Genomic DNA, 22044 nt, shown 5'->3' with positions numbered 1-22044 from the left:
CCCCGGGTCAGGGCAGGCGGCCGGGCGGCATCATGTCGTGCACCGGCAGCAGGTCGAAGAAGTCGTGCTCGGCCGCGGGCCGGTACCGCACGAGCGCCGCGAAGCGGACGACGCGCACGAGCACATGGTCGATCGCCTCCGGCGCCGCCTCGTCCAGGGACTCGTGGACCGCGCCGTGCCAGTAGCCCGCGCTGGTGAGGGGATCGCCGGTCCCCTCGTCCGGGGCCCGGGAGGGCTGAAGGCTCACCGGCAGATACAGCTGGGTGACGCCCTTGTCCGCGCACGCCCGGGCGAGCACCCTGCCGGTGAGACCCTCCCCGCCGTGCTCTCCGGGGGCGAACGCCGCCAGCATCACCAGCAGCGGCCGCTCACCGACACCCGGCCAGCACTGGGTGAAGGCCTGGCCGGACCCGGCCGCCTGCTCGCCGCTGTCCCGGTGCTCGTAACGCCCGCCCGCGTCGCCGGGGTCGGGCCGGACGGCGCCGTCGAAGTAGGCCCACCGCCACCCCTCGGCCCGCCCGTCGGCGTTGCCCGCCTGCGCGCCCCTGGTCCAGCCGTCCATGTAACCGGGGTCCCGCCTACTCGGCGTCGGGGGAACGCGGGGCGGGGAGCTGATGCCGGCGTCGTAGCCGTCCTGCCAGCCCCTGACCTCGACGGGCACGAAGCGCCCGGGCTCGTCCGGAACCGCATACGGATTGTGCTGGGGCATGGTATGCCTCCTAGCTCGTCTCGAGAACGTCGAATCGCAGTCCGCTCGAGCCGCTGCCGGTCCCGCTGCGCTTGCGGCGGGTGGCCCAGGCGTGGGCACTGCCGTTGCGCCAGCGGCTGTACTGGCGGCTGCGTTCGACACGGACGCCGGAGCGCGGCACCTCCTCCTCGTGCAGCCAGTCGGTCTCGTTGAGCAGCCGGCCGAGGGGACTCGGCGGCTCGGACGCGTCCCTGACCAGCCGGACCAGCCGGAGCCGGTACTGATCCTGATCGGGCTGCCCGTCGAGCAGCTGCGGCACCAGCGGGTACCAGTGCGCGGGCACGGTCGTGGCCACCCGGTAGCGCGGCGGACTGCCGGACGCGGCGCCGTCGGGCCCCGCCTCCGTCGCCGCCGGGCGGCCCGCGGCGATCCAGCGGGCGTAGCGGTCGATGGGCTCGCCGGCCCGGTCGGCGACCTTCTCCTCGACGGCCCAGGCCAGATTGGCCCCTTCGTCCCGCAGGAACAGCACGGACTCCACCGGCGGGCTCTCCAGGCCCTCGGGCAGCGAGGCGGGCCGGTAGAACCACGGCGAGGGCGGCGGCGTCGTCCCGGCGCCCTCGGTGTCCCCGGCGGCCGCGCCCTGCGGCTCGCTCAGCGTGTAGACGTTCCACTCGGGGTCCTCGGCCGCCGCGGGCGCCAGCGTGGTCACCCCGCCGAACACATCGGTGACGGTGCACTCGACGACCCGGGACAGCGAGCCGGGCAGGGCCGGCAAGGGGGCGCAGAACCAGTCGTTCTCGTAGACGGTGGCGAACGCGACGAGCAGCAGCCGCCCCAGATCGGCGGGGGAGGCGTCGACCGAGCCGAGGTCGACACGCGCGTCCTCCAGCTCCCAGAAGCGGGAGACGGGCATGCCGCCGTAACGGGCGGGTGTGGGGACGGTCGTGCGCGCGTCGCGGACGACGGCGGCCTCGGCCACCGGTGCCCGGGCGGGTGCCGCGTCGAAGGCCCACCAGTCGAGATGCCCTCCGTGATACTCGGCCGCCTGCAACGGCACGTCCGGCACGCTGGAGGCGCGCACCGCGAAGGAGTACTCCATGCGGTGCGGGTCCCAGGTGCGCGCCGGACCCCGGGGCTGCGCCGGTGCGCGGGCGGTCCACCAGGCCAGCCACTGCGCGGCGGCCGTCGCGAGGGCCTCACGGCTCTCCTCCGCCGCCCCGAACTGTGCGGCGGCCTCCGCATCTCGTGCGGCCAGCCGCTCCAGCCAAGGCACCAGGGCGACCGGGTCGGGCAGCCGCTCCCGCACGGTCGCGGCGGAGGCGTCCGGTGCCAGGGCGCCGGACGGGCCGAAGGCACACGTCCGGGCGAAGGCGGGCAGCAGCGGGAGCAGACCGGCCGCCGCCAGCGCGCGCCGCCACCGCAGTCCTCCGGCCAGCACCAGCCGGGGATCGGGACCGTCGCTCGCCTCCTCCTCGACCAGCTCCTCCAGCACCATGGCCGAGGGATCGTACGGCTGCCAGGCCTCCGGGTCGTCCTGCCCGGCGCGCCAGCCGTCCAGCAGATGCCGCTCCTGGGCGACCGACACATGCACGGGCGAGGCCGCGTCGTCCCCCGTGAACTCGCCGAACGCGTACTGCCGGGCGAGGAACCACGCCGCGTCGTGCACCACCGCGGCCAGCGCCTCCTCGATGCCGGTGTCGCGCGGCACCGGCTCATAGCGGAACATCGCCATGACTACTCCACGGGTCTAGTGAATGCCCCCGGTGGGGGGTTCGGCGCATTGCACGGGCAGCACTCCGCGCAGCTCGGTGACATCGTTGAGGTCCATCCCGCGGACCCGGGCCAGGGCGAACGCCTCCTCCACCACGGCGTGCACGTCCTCCATGCACCAGCCGCGCGACGGATCGGGCGGCACGGCGAGCAGCCACGCCTGCGGGGCGCGCGCGTCCGGCTGGTTGTAGTGGAAGGCCAGAGCTCCCATCTCCTCGTCCACCGGTTCGGGCGCCGTCTCGCTCCACGCGTCCACCACGATGCCCGCCACTCGTGCGACGTCCGGGGGAGCGCCGTCCGTCCTGAGCACCGCGCAGTGCAGCGGCGCGGGCTCGCTGCGGGAGGGCACGGGCACCGGTCCGCGGGCGATCCAGCTCCGCCCGGCGGGCACTTGGGCGACGTGGACGCCGCCGGGCGCGGCCGACGCGAGGACCTCGGACGCGGCCAGCGCGTCACCGAGGGCGCGGACCCGGGGCCTGATCCGCTCCATCTCCGTCAGCCAGTCGGCGACCGCGTCGTCGTCCGCGCCCTCGGGGCGTGCGGCGGTCAGGGCACCGCCCGGCGGTGTCCCGGTCAGGTTCAGCACCGGCAGTACCGGGAGCGACTCACCGAGCACGCACGCCACGGCCGTGCGGACCGCGGTCGCCCATTCGAGCACGGCCGCCGGGTCCTGCGGTGGTTCTGGCAGGGCGGCGACGGGGGAGGCGTCGAAGCGGTCGAGAACGGAACAGGCCTGATCCCGCAGGGCCTCCAGCCCCGCCTCGTCGCCCGGCGCCCCCAGGGTGTACGCGGCGTGCACACCGTGGTCGGCGAGCGCGTCGAGATGCTGGGCGAGGGCGTCCGCGCCGTCGGGGAGCAGCTTCACCTGCTCCCGCAGCCGGGCCAGGTTGGAGGTGACGCCGTTCAGCCAGGTCGTCACCCGCGTCCACAGCTCCCGCAGATCGGCGCCGGCCCAGCCGTCCGCCACGGTGTCGTCCAGGTCCGAGCCGAGCAGCGGGCGGGCGTCGCGGAGCACCGCACCCAACGACCGGCACAGCTGCTGGAGTTCGGCGAAACGGGCCGCCGAGGCCGGCGTGACCTGGGGCGGGGCCGACCCGGCACCGGCCGAGAGCGCCGCCGTGTGCCGCAGCAGCCGCCGGGCCAGCGGATTGTCCCGGGCCGCCGGGGAGCCGTCGGTCCGGTCATCGGTGAGGGCGGAGCCGAGTACGGCGTCGAGGGCGCAGATCCCGAGGTCGGACAGGGAGACCGTGACGGGTGCCGCAGGATCGCCGAAGTCGAAGCGCCAGGCCGAGGCGTCGCCCAGGCGGGCCTGGCACCAGCGTTCCAGTCCGGGTTCGAGGGCGGCGAGCGGACGCCCGGCGGCCCAGCCGGCCGTGCCGCCCGCCGGGGCGACGACACCGAGCCGGTGCGTGACCGCCACCGCGGCCCGGGGAGTGCGGATCACATCGAAGTCCTGGGGCAGGCTGTCGCCCCGGGCGATGCCGTCCGCGGCCGCTCCCGACCGGACCGGGTTGCCCCCGACGAGCTGATGGACGCTCTCCGCGAGCAGCAGGTCGCCGACCGCGTCGACCGTCGTCTCCAGGTCCGTCATGAGCGCGTCGGCCTGGCCGAGCAGCGGCAGCTCGGCCTCCGTGACATCCAGGCCCAGGTCGGCCAGCGTCCGGCCGTGCACGAGCCAGTCGTCGAGCAAAGCCTGACCGTCCACCACGGACCGTTCGGCCATCGCCGTGCGGGCCGCCTCGCTGCCCTCCGTGGCCTTGTCGACCAGGTCCGGCATCGGAAAGGCGAGCCGCAGGGGGCGGATCAGCGTGTCCAACTGGGCGTCGTGCAGGGCGCGTTCGAGACGGTAGCCAAGGAGGGCGCGCAGGGTCTGGCCCGAGCGGACGCCGTCGATGGTGGCCAGGGCCCGGCGCACCCGGCCGGAGGAGAGGTTGATGCCGAAGGCCTGACGGTCGGAGTGGCTGAGCCAGCCCGAGCGCAGCACGGCCAGTGTGGTCGCGTGGTGCATGGAGGGGGCGACGAGGTAGCCGTCGTGGATCTCAGGGTTCACCGAGTCCTCCGAGTCCTCCGAGTCGCCTTCGGCGCCCGTTCCGCCGTCCTCCCCGGCGGCGTCCACCTCCCCGGACCCGGCCGCCTCGTCTGCTGCGCCCGCATCCGTGACCTCCGCGGCCGCGGCCGCGTCTCCGGTTGTGCTGGCCTCGTCGGTTGGGGCTGGGTCTCCGGTTGTGCTGGCCTCGTCGGTTGGGGCTGGGTCTCCGGTTGTGCTGGCCTCGTCGGTTGGGGCTGGGTCTCCGGTTGTGCTGGCCTCGTCGGTCGGGGCTGCGTCTCCGGTCGTGCTCGTCCCGTCGGTTGCGCCCGCGTCTCCGGTTGCGCTCGCCTCGCCGGCCGCGTCCGTGGTCTCGCTCGTCCCGTTCGCTGCGCCCGCGCCCCCGGTCTCGCTCGTCCCGTCGGTTGCGCCCGCGTCCGTGGTGTCGCCGGACCCGCCTGCCGCGTCCACCTCCTCAGTGGCGTCCGCATCCGCCCCGTCCGCCATCGCCGCTTCCCGCGGTGCGACACCGGTGACCCACCCGTACGCCCCGATGTGCGTGCCCGCCGGGCTGTCCGTGCGCAGCCGGTCCAGCCTGGCCGAGGCCACCGAGGTCATCCACGCGTCGAGCCGGTGCGTCTGCGTGTCGAGCACCTCGCACAGCAGCCGCTCCACATGGGCGAGGTCTCCTCCCGCCCGGTCCTCCGCCTCGGCCAGCTGGCCGAGGGCCAGGCAGATCCAGTCGTAGGCGTCCGGGGCGAAGCCGGCCTCGGCCGCGAGCCGGCCGTCGATCAGGCGCACCCCGGGCTCCACCCGCCTGCTCTCGCCCTCCAGTTGCAGCCGCAGCGCCTCCCGGTGCATCCGCAGCACCGTCATGGCGACGTGGTAGAAGAGCCCGAGCTTGCCGCCGGCCGCTCCGTTGATCATCACCTCGAAGGCGCGCAGGCGTTCCGCGCGTTCCGGTGTCATCTCGTGCTGGTCGGCCATGAGCGGGGCGGTCTCCTGCCACCAGTCCCACATCCCGCGCAGGGGGGCCTGGTTCACCAGTTCGCGCAGCTCCGGGCTCGTCTCCTGCGCGACGAAGAACTCCTGGGGCGTGGCCGGCGGCACCTCCTCCAGGCCGGGCGGCTCGGCCCAGGCGAAGCCGCTGCGGTGCGGGATCGAGCCGGTCGGGGTGTCGGGAGGCGGGGCGAAGGGCGGGGTCTTGGGCGTCTGGAGGAGGTACCTCAGACGGCGGGAGGCGGGCAGCCGGTGCAGCAGATCGTTGATCACTGCGTCGGGATCGCCGCCCGCGGCGACGCTCGGGGCGCGCCAGCCCTGGGACTCGACGAAGGTGCGGAAGCCCGAGATGTGGTTCAGGATCCGCAGATCGACCTCGGTTCCGTGCCACAGGTCCAGCGAGGTCACGGGCAGGACGCCATAGGGCTGCCGGCCCACGCGCAGGCTGGGCAGCGGGCCGCGTCCGTTCACATGGTCGACGTAGTGGGAGACCAGGAACAGCAGATCCGGCAGGGGTGTCCGCTCGCCCTCGGGGTCGACGGGCCGCCAGTTGGAGGAGGCGGCGGCCAGGGCGCCGAGGGCGGCCCGCAGATGCAGCAGCAGCTCGTGATCGTCCTCGTTCAGGCCGTCGGGGACGTCCTTGAGCACCTCCCCGGCGGCCGGGCCGAGCGCATGGGCGATGCGGGCCGCCGCCTGAGGGCTGCCGGGCTGGAACGCGGCCCGCTGTGCGGCGAGCCGTTCCGGGGCCGCCTGGGGGCTCCGGGAGTGCCAGGCGGACCTCTTCTGCGCGGTGTTGTTGGTGGCGGTACCGGTCGGCAGCACGCTCAGCCCGTCGGTGCAGCGATGGGCCTCCAGCAAGGTGCCCACCAGGTTCGCCGTGTCCTGTGCCGGGCCTCCCCGGACGCCGGCGACCGTGATCAGGTCGAACCGCTGCGGAAGGTCCTCGGTCAGGGGCACCCGCACGCCCATGCCCACCTTGACGGCCTCGTCGAAATCGGTGAGCCACAGCGGCGGTTCGGTGGCGGAGGGCGCCAGGCCGACGTCCAGCGTGGCGGGGACGGGCTCGCCCTCCTGCCGCCACACGAGCACGATCTGCCCGTCCCCGGTGACCTGATAGCCGGAGAACACCAGCCGGTCGGGGAGGACGTAGGTGTGGGCCGCGCGGGTCCAGGCGCTCTCGCGTGCCTCCGGCTCGGCGGTGAACGGCCCCGGGTCGGGCGGTGCGGCGCCGTCGGGTGCCGCGGCCTGTGGCGGCTCGCCCTGCGGGTGGTACACCTTCGTCGCCCAGGTGGCCCGCCCCGGGCCGATCAGCGTCACCAGCCCGTTCCACGCGGCGGTCAGACGGGCCTGGTCGGCGCCTGCGGCCCAGACGGCCTTCCAGTAGGCCTCGGTGGCGGCGCGTTCGGCGGCGGTGAGGCCCCTCTCGTGGGAGTCGACATGGATCTCGTCCGGGTAGGCGCGGATCCACAGCTCCGGCCGCTCCGCGGTCCGGAACACGGTCTCCAGGCGGAGCGGCAGCAGCACCACCGGGTCCTTCGGGCCGTCCGGCCACAGCGGGGGAGCCTCGCCCGCGACCTCCCGGTAGACCTCCCGGGCCTGCTGCAGCCGGGTCTCGGCCGCCTCGGCCTCCTGACGCTGGTCGAGCATCTCCTGCTGCACGTTCGGGTCGGGCGGCTCGGCCAGGACGCGCTTCTCCAGCCCGGCGAGATTGGCCCTGGACCAGTTCAGTGCGATCCGGGCGTCGGCGACGTCCCGGTGTGCCTTCGCGATACGGGTGTCCACGTCAGGGGTCTCCGATCAGACTGCGGGCGGAACGGACGACGCGGAACGGCCGTTGCAGGGCCATGTTGGCCACCTCGGCCGCGTTCCACTGCCCGGCGATCACCGGTGCGGGTGTGCCGGCCGCGGGAAGGACACGCCCGTCGATCTCGGCGAAGCCGCGGCCCGCGTCCACGACGCTCCAGTTCAGGTCGCTCCACGGCGGCGCCGGCTGCTCCACGAAGGTTCCCTCCTCGGCCTGCGCGGCCTGGGTCTCGGGGGTGTCGAAGCCGAACCGCACCCGCTGGGCGTTCTCGGCGAGGACGAACCACCAGTCGTGCACGTCGCTCTCGGGCAGCTCGAAGGCGTAGGCGGCGGTCTGCTCGTCGAGACCGAGCACCATCACGGGCCGCTTCCACGTGCTCTCGGCGAGATCCGGCTGGCGCCGGGCCTCGGGCGGCAGCGCGGCCACGGTCATGTCGGGGTAGCGCCGAACCAGCGGCCCCCGGATCAGCAGCACGTCCAGGCCGCCCGCCCCGGCCGCCAGGTGGGAGCCGAGCGCGCCGTCCGGCGCCCAGGTGTGAATGGGAGGAGTGTCGGCCACACCGTCGGTGCGCGGCCAGAACTGCGTGAACGACGTCCCCCTGAGGTCGGTGGGGTACTCCCGCCAGCGCATCTCCCGGTTGAACTCGTCGTTGACGCCCACCATGAAGGCGGCGATGAACTCCGGGTTGGCCTTGAGCAGCACGGCACGGTTGTCCGGGATGGTGGCCGAGCCGGGCAGGAACCAGTCGGGCCAGCGCTCCTTGAGGGCGAGGGCGAGCGGCGCGGGGAACGCGGGGCCCGCCATCACCGGGTCGGTCGGTGCCGTGGTCTCGGCGGCCAGGAAGCCGGGCGCCGGTTCCGCCAGGTGCCTCAGCCGTGCCGCGAGCAGCGGGCCCGGTTCGAGCGCGGCCGCCAGCCGTTCGCCCAGCGCCGCCTGGTCGACGGGCACGCCCGCTTCCAGAAGCCGGCTGCCGGGATCGTCCGCCACCGCGTCCTGGGGCAGCACCTGGTGCAGCGCCGGCATGGTGAGCATGCCGCCCTGCACCATCTCCCCGAACCGCTGGGCGAGTTCCCCGGTCAGCGGCGCGACATTGTCCGGGGTGAAGGCCCGCTCCAGGGTGAGCAGACGGGCCGTCGGCATCGCTTCGGCCGCGGTGCCGTCCGCCGTCTCCTCGCCCTGCCCGGCCACCATCCGCAGCACCGGGCCGGCCACCACCGAGGTCAGCGTCCGCGCCTGGTCCGCGAAGCCGTTCGCCTCCGCGGACACCGCCACCGCCGACAGGACGCGCAGCAGCCGTCCCGCCCTCCGGGCGTCGTCGCCGCGCAGCGCGGACCCCACCCGGGCGGCCAGGTCGTCGCTGTCCTCACCGGCCAGCGGCTCGGTCGTCTCGGGGGCGGTGAGCAGCGGCGTGGGCACGGGCGGAACCAGCTCACCACCCAGCGACCGCGCCACATAGGTGCCGGGCCGTGCCCCCGTCCGCCGGGCGACCGGACCCCGGGAGCGCAGCACCTGCCGGTGCAGGGCCGGTTCGGCGAGTGCCGTCGGGGCCGGGCTCACCGCGATCTCGGTCCGCAGCGGCAGACCGCTGCTCGTCCTGATCCGGTCGTCGGCACTGGCCGCGAGCCTCACCAGCTCGGCCGGCGACAGCGTGCCGACATCACGGCGGTGCACCGAGGAGGCCACCTCGCTGCAGAAGGCCGCCCGTGACCGCAGGCGGTTGGCCTCCCGCACCGACCCCACCTGCTCCCAGGCGCGGGCCATCAGGAATTCCTGGTTCTCACGCACCCACTCGGCTCCCAGCGCGGCCGGGATCCGCCGCTCCGGCCACAGATTGAGGTCGGCGGGCCAGCCGGACTCGGACGGGTCGATCGTCCGCTTCACCAAGTGGTGCCCGCCGTACAGGGGCAGGGTCACGTCGTCCTCGGCGCCGCGGTCGATCTGCGCGGCGACCCGGCTCATGAAGTCCTGCACGGCCGCAGGGTCCACGGTGTCCTCGGGTGGCGTGTGCAGCGACAGCACACCCTGGACGACGATCGTCTGCCGCCCGGACGAGCCGTCGGACGTGCGCAGCGGTTCGCCGTGGCGCCACGGCTCGGTCACGTCGACGGTGACACCGCCCAGCGCCGCGACCTCCTCCGCCTTCAGCGGGACGACCGCACTGGCGAGCTGCTCGAAATCGCCCGCCGTGCCCGTCGTGAACTCCCAGTGGTGGTACACCGGCAGCCGTACCACGCCGCCGCCCACCGCCCAGGCGTCGCCGCGCGCGTCCACGATCTGGCCGCCGTCGGTCAGGCCGGCCACCCGCCCGCCCTCGAAGGCCGGCACCAGACACGCGACGTACGGGGTGCCGGCCGCCAGCCTTCTCGGGCACAGCAGGCGGGAGATCAGCGGGCCGGTGCGCCCCGCCGGCCGCTGCACATGGGCCCAGGCCCAGGACGAGGCCGGGTCCGGCAGCCGGACCGGGTCCGCGTCGACGAACGGCAGCGGCCGGCCCGGCTGCACCTGGTGCTCCGCCCGCTCGAGGACGACGAGGGCGAGCCAGGGGCGCAGCCGGCCACGATCGGCGCGGGCGGGGGTGAACAGCCACGGCAGCTCCGGCGCGTCGAACTCGATGCAGGCGAGGTAGTTCGGCTCCGTGTCGGTGCTGCCGGGCGCCGGCTCCATGCGCAGGATGTGCCGCGGATCGATACCGATGACGCCCTCCGGCCCCAGCATCTGCAGCCCGGTCTCGGGCGGATCCACCGGCACCTGCCGGCCCTCCGGACCGGAGAGGACCAGACGCGGGCTGAGCGTGGGCAGCAGATCGGGAGCGGTGGAGGCGACCGCCGCACCGATCGAACTCTGCATGTACGGGGCGAACTGCAGCTCCTGCGCCATCAGCCCTGCACCTCCCAGCTCTCCACGGCCCTCAGGCCCCTGCGGGAGCCCATCTGCAGCCGCAGTTCGGCGTCCACCGGCGCTCCGGCCGCCTCGCCCGCCGGGGCGAGACCCGCCTCCTCGGGCGGGACCGGGGTCATCGACCAGGTCGACATGATCGCCAGATGCGGCCGCTCGGTGACCTTCATCGGCTGTTGCGGCGGCTGCCACCACTGCTGACTGCGCACGGACGGCGCCATCGCGACCAGCTCGACGTCGATCAGCTCCAGCAGCCGGGTCGCCCGCCGCAGCACCTTCAGGCGGCCCTCCTCGACCACCCGGGTCTCCAAGGCGAGCGTCGCGGTGACGAACATGCCGTCGTCGGGCGCCCCGGTGTCGGTGACGAACCGCACGCCCGAGCGGAAGTCCTGGAACGCGGGACTGCTGAGCTGTTCCTCCTCGCTCAGCGAGCGGAACAGGCCGGGAGCGAACGAGTCGACGGTGTTGCCGCCCTTCGCGGTGTCCTCCCCGAGCTGGGCGACGGCGATGTCCCAGCGCTGGGCCGGCTCGACCGGGGTCCGTCCGAACCGCTGCACGTCCACACCGAACGGCAGCACCTTCTGCCGGGCCACCAGCCGGCCGTGGGGGTGGACGCGGCCGCCGGACGCCAGCAACCGGTTCGCGGCCGGTGACAGCCGGACCGGGGAACGCGTCTCACCCGGCGGCAGCACCGTCCAGGCACTCTGCTGCCGGAACGCCTTGCGCAGCTCCCCCTCCAGGTCGGCGGGCGCGGCCGGCAGCGGCGGCGGACGGCTGCCCCACGTCTCCTCGAAGTCGAACGACGCCTCGAACAGGAACAGGTCGATGCTGCCGCGGCCCACCGCGTGCCAGGGCGCGGGACCCTCCAGCGTCAGCGAGAATCCGATGCCCAGCAGGGTCCTGCCGAGCACCCGCACCGCGAGCGAGCCCCGCATCGCGGCCGTGAACCTCAGCTCCGGCTCGAAGTACACCAGCACGTCCAGGCCGAACTGACCGCGCAGCCCGCACCCCGCGATCTCCGCGACCAGGAACAGCTGCGCGCCGAACTGCACGGTGTTGCTGGTGATCGCGAAGTAGGCCTCGCAGCGTATCTGCATCCACGGCACCGGCGAGAGGTTCATGCTCAGCCGGCGCAGCCGCGGCACACCCCGCGGGACGGTGAACGCCGGATGGAAACCGCCCGCGCTCAGCACGAACGTCGCGTCCCGCCCGCCCCGGCTCAGCACCAGCACGTCACCGTTCAGCGGGATGCCCGCCATGTGCGACCCGTTCAGGCTGGCCATCAGGAACGCGCTCGGCTCGGCACTGTCGTACTGACCGGCGAAGGTGGCATTGAGCTCGATCAGCGGCACCGCCGGGTCCGGTACGGCCACCCTCAGCACCCCGAGCACCGACAGCCGTACCGGGTCGGGCAGTTCGGCGACCACCGCCGCCGACAGCGACACCATCCGCCCGCCCCAGGACAGCTTGAACATCGGCCCGACCACGAGCCGCCCCCGGGCGACCGGGAACAGCGCCGGCAGCCGGGGCAGCACCCGCTGTGCCGCCCGGGCCGCGTCCGGCGGGAACAGCAGCTCGCCCGCGGAGCCGTCCGCGATGGCGGCGATCAGCGCCTCCCGGTCGACCCGCCGGTTGACGCCGACGACCCCGCCGATGCCGCTCAGCGCGAACCCGAAACCGATCTGCAGGCCCGGCTCCGGGAAGGTCGCACCGAGCAGCACCAGGAAGGAAGGACTGTCCTGCCCCTTGAGCCGCGCCTCCCCGAACGCCGTGGCCGTGGCCACGGGCAGCGAGGCGCTCAGCACGCCGGACAGCCGGCTGGAGTCGCTGCTCCGCTCGAGCCGCCCGCGCAGCCGCACCGGCGGCAGCGGCGCGTCGACGTCCACCGTCTCGGGGATCTGACCGGCGGCGAAACGCTCCAGGTCCAGTCCGGGGATGGCACTCATGGCGCACTCACCAGGTCGGCTTCGCCACGTTGCCGTACGACCACGAGGAGCCCTTCGACATCTCGAAGTGCAGATGCGGTCCGGTGGAGTTGCCCGTGCTGCCGACCTTGCCGAGGCGCTGGCCGGCCTTGACCTTCTGACCCGTCCTCACCTCACGCTGGGACAGGTGGCAGTAGGTGTAGATGTGGCCGTTGTCGGCGCGCAGCCCGATCCACTGGCCGTACGCACCGCCCTTGCCGTTCGACCAGGCGATCGATCCGCTGCGCACGGCGAGGACCGGGGCGCCGCTGGGAGCGCCGAAGTCCACCCCGGTGTGCCGGCCCCTCCCGTCCGGCTTCCACGCATACGGACCGAGGGCGTAGAACTGGCGGGTGATCCTGCTCCCGGGCACGGGCGTCGCGACATGTCCCTTGCTGCCGGTGCCGCCTCCCCCGGCGCCGGACGCCGCGGCGCCCTTGCAGTTCACGCTGAACCCGGCGTGACGGCCGAGGGTGGTCAGCGAGGCGCAGCCGGGGATGCCGTCGGCGTCCTTGCCCTTGAACCCCTGGGCGAGTTGCTCGGCCTTGTAGGCGGCCTTGGTCTGCTCGCCGAAGAGTCCGGTGGCCCCGTCGGGGATCTTCCGGCCCCGTGCGATCAGTGCCTTCTGTACGGTGCGGACGTCCTCGTTCTTCGCTCCGAACCGGACGTTGGACAAAGCGACCATGATCAGCTCCTAATATCCGCGCGCAGGACGGTGGGGATCCGCCTGCTGCACTCGTGCGGCGAAGTTCGAACCGGACCGGTTCACCTGATAGCGGTCGCGCACGAAGTTGATCGTCGCGCACATGTCCGCGACCACGTCGTAGGGCGTGGTGGCGGTACCGGCCTGGTGATAGGTGGCGAACGTGTGGGGAATGCACTGCGTCGCCCCACGCGAACAGTTCAAGGGGTGGCCGTCGGGCGCCCTCGGGCCGCGGGCGTTGGAGTCCGTGCGATTGACGCGGAACCTCGGGTGGTTGTACGCGGACTCCCGCCGGGTGATGGTGACCAGCGCCGGAACACCGAACTCCGGGTCCATGCCGGTCAGCTCACAGGCCCTGGAGGCGTAACGCCGCATCGCGGCCTCACCGGTGTCGTCGTCGGGGTCGGCATAGGTCACCGCGCTCGGATCGAGCCGCCCGCCGTTGCGCGAGGCAGCGCCCCGGCAGTCCACCGGGAAGCCGGCGTGACGGCCGAGGGCGGTCAGCGAGGCGCAGCCGGGGATGCCGTCGGCGTCCTCCCCCTCGAACCCCTGGGCGAGTTGCTCGGCCTTGTAGGCGGCCTTGGTCTGCTCACCGAAGAATCCGGTGGCCCCGTCGGGAATGCTCCGCCCCCGTGCGATCAGCGCCTTCTGCACGGTGCGGACGTCCTCGTTCCTCACCCCGAACCGGACGTTGGACAAAGCCACCATGACGACCTCGCTTCCTCACCGCCGGGACGCCGGCCCCCGTGCACTTCCGGGACGACCGGGCCACCGGCGGCCGCGGGCACACGGACCTGCGCCGCCCGCCCGCGTCAGCACTCACCGACGCCCGGAAGCCAGGCCGCCGGGTGATCGATGAAGATGTTGGAGACATATCCGCCCAGCTCGGGCACGAAGCTCCAGGCGTCGTTGACATGGCCCGCCGTGCTGACCGTGTCGCCCCGCGTCTGGCACTGCACCGTCACCCGCGTCGGCCCGGCCAGCACCGCCACGACCGGAGCGTCAAGACGGGGCTCCGCCCGCACGTTGACCCGGGTGCCCCAGGTGACGAACGTGCCCTCCCCGGTAGGGCCGCCACCCCCGTCCGGCGCCTCACCCAGAACGGGCAGCACCCAGTCGTCCGCCTCGTCGCAGCGCGCATCCGCCACCACCGACAGATGGAAATGCGCCTCGTGCGGGTTCGCGCCGTCGTACGGCTCCCACCGCCAGCTGCGATTGGTGCCGATGCGGCGGTTGGCGATGACGTACTTGATCCGCGGATCACGGCTGTCGAGGAGCTGCCCGGCCACCAGCCCGATGTCGAGACCGTGCGCCGGATCATGGGTGAAGTCGCGGGCGGTGACGATGCCTGGCCCGAACCATGGATTGTGGTCGCTGGCGCTCCCGCGCCGTTGATGGGCCTCATCACCGATGCTTCCGTCGGCGGCGGTGCTGCGGCCCGGGAAGCGTGTGTCGAGCTGACGGCGCAGCGTCTCCAGGCTGTTGGCGACTCGCCAGGACATGGAGGCCTCCCAGGAGTTCGGGACCGAAGTGCGGGTGGGGGGCGACCGCCACGGCCGTCTCCGTGGCCGTGATGGCGCCCCCCTGTCTCCGCCACGTCCCGAACCTACAAACCGGCCGTCAGCGCGGCGTCACCCTCTCGTCACCGGCCCTCCCGCCGCCCCGCCGAGGTACGCCCCCCGACCTGCGCCCGGAGGAGTTGCACAGCTCGCGCGGGGGGCTGAAACTGATGACAACAGCCTCCTCGGACTCGGAGAACGCGGCACGCCTGCGGAGTCGAGGAACAGCACGAGCAGTGACGCGCCGTCGGTGAGGCCGGCAGCCTTCAGCGCGCGCTCGCGCGAAGGTCGGTGAGTGAGGCGATCAAGGGTGGTGTCTGGTCATTCCCGGTTGTGGCTGCTCGGCCAGTTCCGGCTCGAACTCCCAGCCGGCACCGTCGAATTGTGCCGCAACGGCCAGCGGGTTCTGGCCTTCCTGGCGCTGCGGCGGCGAGTGTGCCGTACGGTCGTCGCCGGCACGCTGTGGCCGGAGGTCACCGAGGAGCACGCCAGGGGCAGCCTGCGGACCACCTTGTGGAAGCTGCCACGCGAGGAGCCGCCCCTGATCAAGAGCCGCGGAGACACCCTGCTGATCACCCCGGCCCTGCACGTGGACGTCCACGATCTCACCCACGCCGCACTCGGCATGGTCGACAGCAGCAGCGGGCCACCGTCCCACGGCGAGCCACCGCTCGGCCTGCTCACCGGAGAGGACCTGCTGCCGGGGTGGGACGAGGACTGGGTCCTGGTGGAACGCGAACGCCTGCGACAGCTGCGCCTGCACGCCCTCGACGCGCTGGCCGAGGCCCTGACACGGGAGGGGAAGCGGGCGCTCGCGATGGAGGCGGCCTGGGCGAGCGTCCGCGCCGAGCCCCTGCGCGAGAGCGCACACCGGGCCGTCATCGCGGCGCACCTCGCGGAGGGCAACGTCGGCGAAGCGGTGCGCCACTACGACGCGTTCCGCAAGCTCCTGAAGGAGGAACTGGGCGTGGAACCGTCCCCGCAGCTCACCCGCATGCTGCCCGTGCGCCCCCGCCTGCGCAACACCCCGTCGGGCGGCGACGCCCGGCGAGGGCGGTTGTGGTGATCGTCCGTTCTCCGGCCGTCGACGCTCACGGCCGGCGTGCGGCCGGCGCGAAGAGCCCCTCCGGGTCGTAGGCGGCACGGACCCGCTCCAGACGCTCCTCGTGCGAGCCGTACACGGCGCTCCTCAGCTCGCTGGCGTCCTCCCCGAGCCCGGCGAAGTTGATGTACGAGCCCCCGCTGGAGAACCGCTTGATCGCGTCCCACGCCGACCGGGCCCACCCGATCGCCGTGTCGTCCAGCGCCGGATCCTGCCAGCCCGCGTCGATGCTCACATTGAACCGGGCCGACCGGTGCGCGAACGCACTGTCGTCCGGCCCGACCCGCGCCACGGCACCGCCCAGGGTCCGCACCACGATCAGACAGTCCGGAGTCGGCCGCCGCGAGTACCAGTCCACCAGGACCGAGATGGCCTCGTCGTTCAGCTCGTCCATGAAGTGCGACTTCATGAAGTAGCGGTCACCGTCCGGGAACCGCCAGGTGTTGGCGCTCTGCAGCTCGACGTACGACAGCGTCCCGCTCAGGTCGAGCAGCGCGGGACCGAAATCACGCTGCGGCGCCAGCGCCGACTTCGCCTCCGCCCCCGACGGTCCCCCGTACACGGCGCTGACCATCACGCAGTTCACGTTGTGCAGCTCCGGCGGCACCTCGGGGTCGGCGGGGACGGTCCACAGCAGCAGCTCCGGCGTGACCGTGTCCGGTGCCGACTCCGTGGCGTCCCGCCAGGCCCGCAGCACCTCCTCGGCACGGTCGAACGGATGGATCACCAGTGCGGCGTCCACCTCGGGGCCCAGCGACTGCAGGTCGTAGTCGAAGGAGGTGACCACCCCGATGCCCCTGCCGCCGCCGCGCGCCGCCCAGAACAGCTCCTGCTCCTCCTCCCGGCTCGCCACCCGCACCGAACCGTCCGCGGTGACGACCGCGATCGACCTCAGCCCGTCGCAGCTCAGCCCGAACGTTCGCATCACGAAGCCGAAGCCGCCGCCCAGGGTCAGTCCGGCGATGCCCGTCGCCGAGATCTCCCCGCCCGGCGTGGCCAGCGCGTGCAGCTGGGTCTCACGGTCCAGTTCCCCCCAGGTCACCCCGCCCTGGGCCCGCGCGATCCGCGCGGAGGGATCCACGTGCACCCCCTTCATGCCCGACAGGTCGATCACCAGACCGTCGTCGCACACCGCGCTGCCGGCCACCTGATGCCCGCCTCCGCGGATGCTGACCACGGGACGGTACTTGCGCGCGGCCTTCACCGTCTCCACCACGTCCGCCGTGCCGGAGCACCGGGCGATGACCGCGGGACGGCGATCGATCAGCCCGTTCCACACGGCCCGCGCTCCGTCGTACGCGGGATGCGCCCTGTCGATCACTTCGCCGTTCAAGCGGGAGCGGAGCTCGTCCGCCATGGCCCGCTCGTCGGCGGTTGTCAGAACGGTCCCCTTGTCGTCCGGCATGGGGCGTCACCTTCCCCGCATGCGCTGCTGGCTGCCACACCTGTCCACGGTCCACGCTAGTCCGGGGGCACCGGGCTCGCATGTCCGTGGTGGACGGCCCCGCCCGGGGCGTCCGCTAGCCCAGGTCCAGGGCGTTCGGCAGGCCCCAGCGATAGCGGTTCCGGTCGTGACGCTTGAGCACCTCGAACTCCGGGGCCCGGTACAGCCGCGTGATCGGGCAGCGCGGTGCATCCGAACCCACCCTGTCCAGCAGCGCGTTCACCGCGGCACGCGCGGACGCGTTGGCACCCTCCATGGTCGCCAGATCGATGTCCACGGCCACGTAGTCGCCCGCCAGGAAGAAGTTCGGGATCCTCGTCGCCGCCGTCGGCCGGTTGTGGAACGTCCCCACGGGGTGGATCAGCAGCTCGTCCTCGTTCACCGGATGCGGGGTGCCGATGCCGTCGACGCCGGGGTCCAGGAACCACGAGTGCAGCGCACCGTCCCGCAGCACCGTCCTGCCCGTGTCGTTCAGCGCCGCCTTCAGCTGCTCCCACACCTCCTTGGCGACCTCGGCCCGGGTGCACTGCTTCGCCGTTCTGCCGTACAGGATCCCGGGCTTGTCCCACTCGGAGATGTCGACCGAGAGACAGTCCACGACGCTGCCGTCGCCGTAGTCGGAGGGGAAGTCATGCTGCTCCCAGTGCCGGGCCTGCTGAATGGCCGTCAGCGCCCAGGGCGAGTCGACGCAGTTGAGATGCCCGTCCAGCAGCGGAGCCGACTCCGTCAGATAGAACTGGATACCGGTCATCCAGTCCGTCTGCAGCCGGTCGCAGCGCGCCAGCTGCGGCTCGGCCGCCCGCAGGGCAGGCCCCCACGTACGACGCGCATGCTGGACCGGCATCGCACACACATAGTGATCGGCGGTCACCGTCCGCGTCCGCCCGCTCGGGTCGGCGACCCTCACCCCGGTGACCCGTCCCCCCTCGTACAGCACCTCCCGCACCGTCCGCCCGATCTCGAACGCCACACCCAGCGACTCCAGATGAGCCACCCACGGATCGATCCACGCCTCGTTCGTCGGCGCGTTCAGAATGCGGTCGAGCGGCCCGTCCGCGCCGCGCCCCGTCCCGTTGAACAGGAACGCCTCCAGCAGGCTCGCCACCGTGCGCGTACTGGCCTCCTCCGCCCTGGTGGCGACGATGTTGCGGGTGACCCCGATCGCCAGCAGCCGCTGATAGTCACGGCTCATCCGGCCGGCCCTGATGAAGTCCCACCAGGGCGTGGCCTCCCAGGTGTCGTTGCGCCGCTCGTCGCAGCTGGTCATGAAGACCAGCACACGGTTCACGAAGTACGCCGCCTCGTGCGGGGGGATCCCGCGCACCGACTCCAGCACCGCGGTCAGCGCCCGGCGGACGTCGTCGAAGGTGAGGTCGGGCGGCCGGTGCCCGGGCCAGGGGAGCGGCAGCCGCAGATCCTCACGGCCGGTGCGGGCGAAGGACATCTCGGAGGGGGCCACCAGGTTGTCCCACACACCGTTGCGATTGCCCGGGAACGGGATGCGCCGCATCGTGTCGGGCAGGTTGTGATAGATGCCGGGGATGAAGCGGAAGCCGTGCTCCGCGGGTAACTCCCGCCGCCCGCCACGGGCACTGCCCGGCACCCCCATGCTGCGCGCCTTGCCGCCGAGCGCCCGCCGCTCGTACACGGTGACGCGGAACCCGCGCTCGGCGAGTTCATGCGCCGCGGTCAGCCCGGCCACCCCACCGCCCAGCACGGCGACCGACCCGGAGCCACGCGCCGCGGGGGAGTGGTCCGCGGCCCGCGCCGTACGGGCGGTGCCCAGCGCGGCCGCACCACCGGCCGCCGCGGACCCCGCCATGAAGATGCGCCGTGAGGTACCCGGCCCGCCGCCCATCCGTTCCCCCTCTTACCGCAGGTAACCAACCCGTCCGCCGCAGGAGGATACGGACAACCCCCAGGACCCGGAAGCCACGCGTGGACCCATTTCACCGATGGCCGGAATCGGCACCCACGGCAGCAGACTTCGCCGATCACGAACCGGCGGCCCGCACCTCACCGCCCCCCGCCTCAGAAACCTTCCGGCGCACCCTCCCAAGGACACGGTCCGGTGCCCTCCACCCACGCCCGCAGCGACTCCCCGTCCACGCACACGATCCCGCACTGATCCGCGTATGCGCCGGCCGACGCGGTGAAGTCGCTCGTGGTGACCCGCATGGCGACATCGGCCTCATGCACGCTGAAACACGTCCCGCCGAACCGCTGCAGATCCTGTGAGCCGACCCGGTGGGAGTCCCCGTACCGCTTGCACTGGATCACCATCCGGCGCCCATCGGGAACCTCGGCCACCACATCCGCCCCCAGATCCCCGGCCCCGCCCACCACCTCGACACCGGAACACCCGTCCCGCTCACACAGACCGGCGATGGCCTGCTCGAACTCATCGGGCGTCAGTTCGCCGCAGTGGACGGCATGTTGCTCGACCTCTTCGACCAACTGACCGCCACCGTGCTCCACGACCGTTCGCTGAGCCGGATTCCCCAGGCCCTCCAGCTCACCGGCCGCCTCCCTCGCCGCCTCGTCGAGCGCCGCAGCGGCCCGCCGGGCAGCCCTGGCCACCCGCACCCGACGCCCCCGTCCCATCACCCCCTGCGAGCCCCACCGCGACCAGCACGAACCCTCACCCCCACCATCTGCCCGAGATCACGCACTTCACCCGGGGCCCCGGGCTGCGGCATCTCTCCGAGTCCCTGCAAGCGGATGAGGCTCTAGGCGACTTCCTCACCCCGGACGAGGACAGCATCGAGCTGCTGGAGTCGCACCGCACCCGGCTGCCCTTCCCCGCGTACCCCACCAGCCGGAGCGGCGGACCGCGGTGGTTCCTCGGCGAGGACGTGCTCCTGCGAGACGACGACGATGCGTCCTGATCAGTGGACGCACCGCCGAAGACCTCGATCGAGTCCGTGAGTTGATCCCGGACGACTGACGGAAAGGCTGACGCTGATCTCCCGTGGCCGGGTCGGTCAGGCGGGCACGCGCAGCCGGTCCCAGCTGCCCCGGCCGGGCATTCCGTCGGCCGCGCTGCCCGTGAACCCCAGCTTCTGCTGCCAGGCGGCGTAGGACCGGACATCGCCCGGACCCCACACGTCGATGCCGCTACTGGACGTGTAACGGTCGCAGTCCTCGGCGACGAGCCGCTGATGCATCGCCGCGATCACCGGTGACCTGCGGCCGGCCACGAAGAAGGCGGGGCCGGGGAAGGGAACGAATCGCCCCTCGCCGGGAGACGGTTCCGGCAGATCCCCGTCGGGCCCCGGCGCGACGAACTGCGGCCAGGAACCGGGGTCGACATGATCGTTCTCCGGGACGTGGGCGTGGGCGTACCACCCGCCCCGAGAAGTCCACACGCCGGCCGGAGACGTATTGCGGGACAGGGCGGTCGGGCGGCCCATGGGCCACACATCGGGCACACCCCAGGACTTGACCCACGCGTTGAGTTCGCTCCACCCCTTGCAAGGAGTGTCCACGAGCCTCGCGAATACCTTGCCGTCGACGCGGCAGTGGGGGAAGAACAGCGCCTCGATCTGGATGACGACCTTGCCGGCCCGGTTCGTCCGCACACCACCCGGTGCGTCGGCCAGAGCCTTGCTGCGCGACGTCGCCGGGAAGAACTGGGCGAACGACCCCGTGAAGGGGTCCCAGAGGATGTGCGGGGCGCTGCCGATCCCGCCGCCCGTGAAGAAGGACTTGAGGTTGGCGAAGGGCACCAGATCGAGAGGGGCCTCGGCCGTGGCGCGCCTGTCCGCCGTGATGTGGGCGACCGCCTTCGCGGGGATTCCGGAGTCGCACGGCGCATGGTCCCCGACATCCGTCTTGACAGCCTGAGGCATCCAGGAATTCGGCATCGTCGTGCTCCTCCCATTCACCGGCGCGTGACCGATCGTTGCCGGGCAGATGTGTGGCGGAGGAAGGACGTTCGACGACGGAGACCGGAGACGGACTCGCCCTCCATGTCCAGGATGCGCCGCGTGCACGCCCCCGGCAATCGGGAGCGGGAGCCGGCGCTCCAAGCCGCGTGCAGAGGCGCAAAGGTGCAGGAAGCCCCGCGCGAGAGCACCATGGAGGAGGGGGCGGCCGGGGCATCCGGCGTACTGCCGCACCTTTCACGGCCCCGGATCCGATCAAGCTCTCCCACAGCCGAGGTGCCATCATGCCCATGCTGCTCATCAAGGGCGTCTACAGAGTGAAGGGCTCCGCGCCCGACGGGGACACGGTCCCGTTCATCGCCGAGAACCCGACCGAGTGGGATCTCGTCGGCGGCGGACGCGGGCGCGCCGTCAAGCACAGTCAGGGCCGAGCGAGCATACGCCTCGACGCGGTCGACGCGCTCGAGACGCACTACGGTCCGAAGAAGGTCCACCAGCCGCTGCAGTTCGCGCACGCCGCGCGGGACGAGCTGCTGAACTGGCTCGGATTCACGGAGGTCCAGCACGGCGAGGACGAGACCGTGGACGCCACCACCCCGGAGACGGTCCCCGGCTTCATTCTCACCCGTGGTGCCGACATAAACGGCCGCTGCATAGCGCTGGCCGGACGCGGCACCCCACCCGGGCCCAGCGGGCTGGAGATCGACGTGGACACCGCCATGCTCCGCACGACGGTCAACCACCACCTGGTCGCCGAGGGGTTGGCGTACCCGACCTTCTACCGCAGCCTGTTCACCAGCCTGCGCGTGGAGATGACCGCCGCGGCCGTGGCGGCACGGGAGGCCGGCCGGGGCCTGTGGCAGGCCGATGTGACCACCACCGGAGCGAAGATCACCGGTCTCACCTCCCTCACCGACGACGTCGTGATCCTGCCCAAACTCTTCCGCCGCCTGGCGGACTACCTGCCCCTGGAGATGCCCCTGTCCTGCTTCCGCGCCTATCTCGCCGGTGGCGGTGACAAGTTCTCCATCCTCTCCTCGGGCGAACGGCGCCCCGGCCTGCACCACGTCGTCGAGGTCCTGAACGGCCACACGGTACGCATGACACACCCGCCGGAGGACTACCTCTTCGAAGACGCGTGACAGCCGCATCCTGACGGCGGCTCAGCGACCGCCCGGTGCCCGCGCGGTCGGACCCCCGGTG

13 protein-coding genes and 1 pseudogene are annotated in these 22044 nt (G+C 72.8%); 2 read left to right on the top strand and 12 right to left on the bottom strand.

The features are described 5' to 3' along the window. Nucleotides 1–7: 7 nt before the first annotated feature. The 8 genes from ABD207_RS12375 to ABD207_RS12340 all read right to left on the bottom strand — a co-directional run bounded on the left by ABD207_RS12375 (nucleotide 8) and on the right by ABD207_RS12340 (nucleotide 14351). Nucleotides 8–709 carry a hypothetical protein gene (locus ABD207_RS12375; RefSeq protein ID WP_344012477.1) on the bottom strand — a complete coding sequence of 234 codons (702 nt, stop codon included), beginning with the start codon at nucleotides 707–709 and terminating at the stop codon, nucleotides 8–10. 10 nt (nucleotides 710–719) lie between these two features. Continuing rightward, on the bottom strand, nucleotides 720–2420 hold the full coding sequence (locus ABD207_RS12370) for a hypothetical protein (RefSeq protein WP_344012476.1): 1701 nt from the start codon (nucleotides 2418–2420) through the stop codon (nucleotides 720–722). A gap of 15 nt (nucleotides 2421–2435) precedes the next feature. Next, entirely contained in the window at nucleotides 2436–7265 is a 4830-nt protein-coding gene (locus ABD207_RS12365) for a hypothetical protein (RefSeq protein WP_344012474.1), read from the bottom strand. 1 nt (nucleotide 7266) lies between these two features. After that, nucleotides 7267–10164: a hypothetical protein gene (locus ABD207_RS12360; RefSeq protein ID WP_344012473.1), complete on the bottom strand. Its 2898-nt coding sequence runs from the start codon at nucleotides 10162–10164 to the stop codon at nucleotides 7267–7269. Continuing rightward, nucleotides 10164–12128, bottom strand: coding sequence for a DUF6603 domain-containing protein (locus ABD207_RS12355; RefSeq protein ID WP_344012472.1), 1965 nt, complete (start codon nucleotides 12126–12128; stop codon nucleotides 10164–10166). The genes ABD207_RS12360 and ABD207_RS12355 overlap by 1 nt, the downstream gene beginning before the upstream one ends. Nucleotides 12129–12135: 7 nt before the next feature. Continuing rightward, nucleotides 12136–12831 (bottom strand): peptidoglycan DD-metalloendopeptidase family protein, encoded by a 696-nt coding sequence (locus ABD207_RS12350; protein WP_344012469.1) that lies wholly within the window; start codon nucleotides 12829–12831, stop codon nucleotides 12136–12138. A 9-nt stretch (nucleotides 12832–12840) separates the two neighbouring features. Next, entirely contained in the window at nucleotides 12841–13557 is a 717-nt protein-coding gene (locus tag ABD207_RS12345) for a peptidoglycan-binding protein (protein WP_344012466.1), read from the bottom strand. Nucleotides 13558–13661: 104 nt separating this feature from the next. Next, nucleotides 13662–14351: a hypothetical protein gene (locus tag ABD207_RS12340; protein ID WP_344012464.1), complete on the bottom strand. Its 690-nt coding sequence runs from the start codon at nucleotides 14349–14351 to the stop codon at nucleotides 13662–13664. Nucleotides 14352–14721: 370 nt separating this feature from the next. Between ABD207_RS12340 and ABD207_RS12335 the strand changes: the two genes are divergently transcribed. Continuing rightward, nucleotides 14722–15474: an AfsR/SARP family transcriptional regulator gene (locus ABD207_RS12335; RefSeq protein ID WP_344012463.1), complete on the top strand. Its 753-nt coding sequence runs from the start codon at nucleotides 14722–14724 to the stop codon at nucleotides 15472–15474. Between the two features lie 25 nt (nucleotides 15475–15499). Here the strand turns inward: ABD207_RS12335 and ABD207_RS12330 are convergent, their stop codons facing one another. The 4 genes and pseudogenes from ABD207_RS12330 to ABD207_RS12315 all read right to left on the bottom strand — a co-directional run bounded on the left by ABD207_RS12330 (nucleotide 15500) and on the right by ABD207_RS12315 (nucleotide 20805). Continuing rightward, nucleotides 15500–16915 (bottom strand): FAD-binding oxidoreductase, encoded by a 1416-nt coding sequence (locus tag ABD207_RS12330; protein ID WP_344012462.1) that lies wholly within the window; start codon nucleotides 16913–16915, stop codon nucleotides 15500–15502. A 115-nt stretch (nucleotides 16916–17030) separates the two neighbouring features. Beyond that, the gene (locus ABD207_RS12325) at nucleotides 17031–18776 is read right to left on the bottom strand and encodes a hydroxysqualene dehydroxylase (protein WP_425580699.1); all 1746 of its coding nucleotides are present in this window, start codon (nucleotides 18774–18776) and stop codon (nucleotides 17031–17033) included. Between the two features lie 209 nt (nucleotides 18777–18985). Beyond that, nucleotides 18986–19372, bottom strand: a pseudogene (locus tag ABD207_RS12320) (restriction endonuclease); the annotation flags it as partial. A 566-nt stretch (nucleotides 19373–19938) separates the two neighbouring features. Next, on the bottom strand, nucleotides 19939–20805 hold the full coding sequence (locus ABD207_RS12315; RefSeq protein WP_344012457.1) for a peptidoglycan-binding protein: 867 nt from the start codon (nucleotides 20803–20805) through the stop codon (nucleotides 19939–19941). A gap of 320 nt (nucleotides 20806–21125) precedes the next feature. Between ABD207_RS12315 and ABD207_RS12310 the strand changes: the two genes are divergently transcribed. Beyond that, complete coding sequence (locus tag ABD207_RS12310) at nucleotides 21126–21983, top strand: thermonuclease family protein (protein ID WP_344012455.1); 858 nt, start codon at nucleotides 21126–21128, stop codon at nucleotides 21981–21983. The last annotated feature ends 61 nt before the right edge of the window (nucleotides 21984–22044 follow it).

It is taken from the genome of Streptomyces thermospinosisporus, from assembly GCF_039526425.1.
Taxonomy (GTDB): domain Bacteria; phylum Actinomycetota; class Actinomycetes; order Streptomycetales; family Streptomycetaceae; genus Streptomyces; species Streptomyces thermocarboxydovorans.
The sequence above is the reverse complement of the archived record's forward strand: the minus strand, read 5'-3'. Positions and strand labels throughout refer to the sequence as shown.

Coding starts and splice junctions, on each gene's coding strand:
- ABD207_RS12375 (WP_344012477.1), bottom strand. CDS start 709: ATGCCCCAGCACAATCCGTATGCGGTTCCGGACGAGCCCGGGCGCTTC.
- ABD207_RS12370 (WP_344012476.1), bottom strand. CDS start 2,420: ATGGCGATGTTCCGCTATGAGCCGGTGCCGCGCGACACCGGCATCGAG.
- ABD207_RS12360 (WP_344012473.1), bottom strand. CDS start 10,164: ATGGCGCAGGAGCTGCAGTTCGCCCCGTACATGCAGAGTTCGATCGGT.
- ABD207_RS12355 (WP_344012472.1), bottom strand. CDS start 12,128: ATGAGTGCCATCCCCGGACTGGACCTGGAGCGTTTCGCCGCCGGTCAG.
- ABD207_RS12350 (WP_344012469.1), bottom strand. CDS start 12,831: ATGGTCGCTTTGTCCAACGTCCGGTTCGGAGCGAAGAACGAGGACGTC.
- ABD207_RS12345 (WP_344012466.1), bottom strand. CDS start 13,557: ATGGTGGCTTTGTCCAACGTCCGGTTCGGGGTGAGGAACGAGGACGTC.
- ABD207_RS12340 (WP_344012464.1), bottom strand. CDS start 14,351: ATGTCCTGGCGAGTCGCCAACAGCCTGGAGACGCTGCGCCGTCAGCTC.
- ABD207_RS12330 (WP_344012462.1), bottom strand. CDS start 16,915: ATGCCGGACGACAAGGGGACCGTTCTGACAACCGCCGACGAGCGGGCC.
- ABD207_RS12325 (WP_425580699.1), bottom strand. CDS start 18,776: ATGGCGGGGTCCGCGGCGGCCGGTGGTGCGGCCGCGCTGGGCACCGCC.
- ABD207_RS12315 (WP_344012457.1), bottom strand. CDS start 20,805: ATGCCTCAGGCTGTCAAGACGGATGTCGGGGACCATGCGCCGTGCGAC.
- ABD207_RS12310 (WP_344012455.1), top strand. CDS start 21,126: ATGCCCATGCTGCTCATCAAGGGCGTCTACAGAGTGAAGGGCTCCGCG.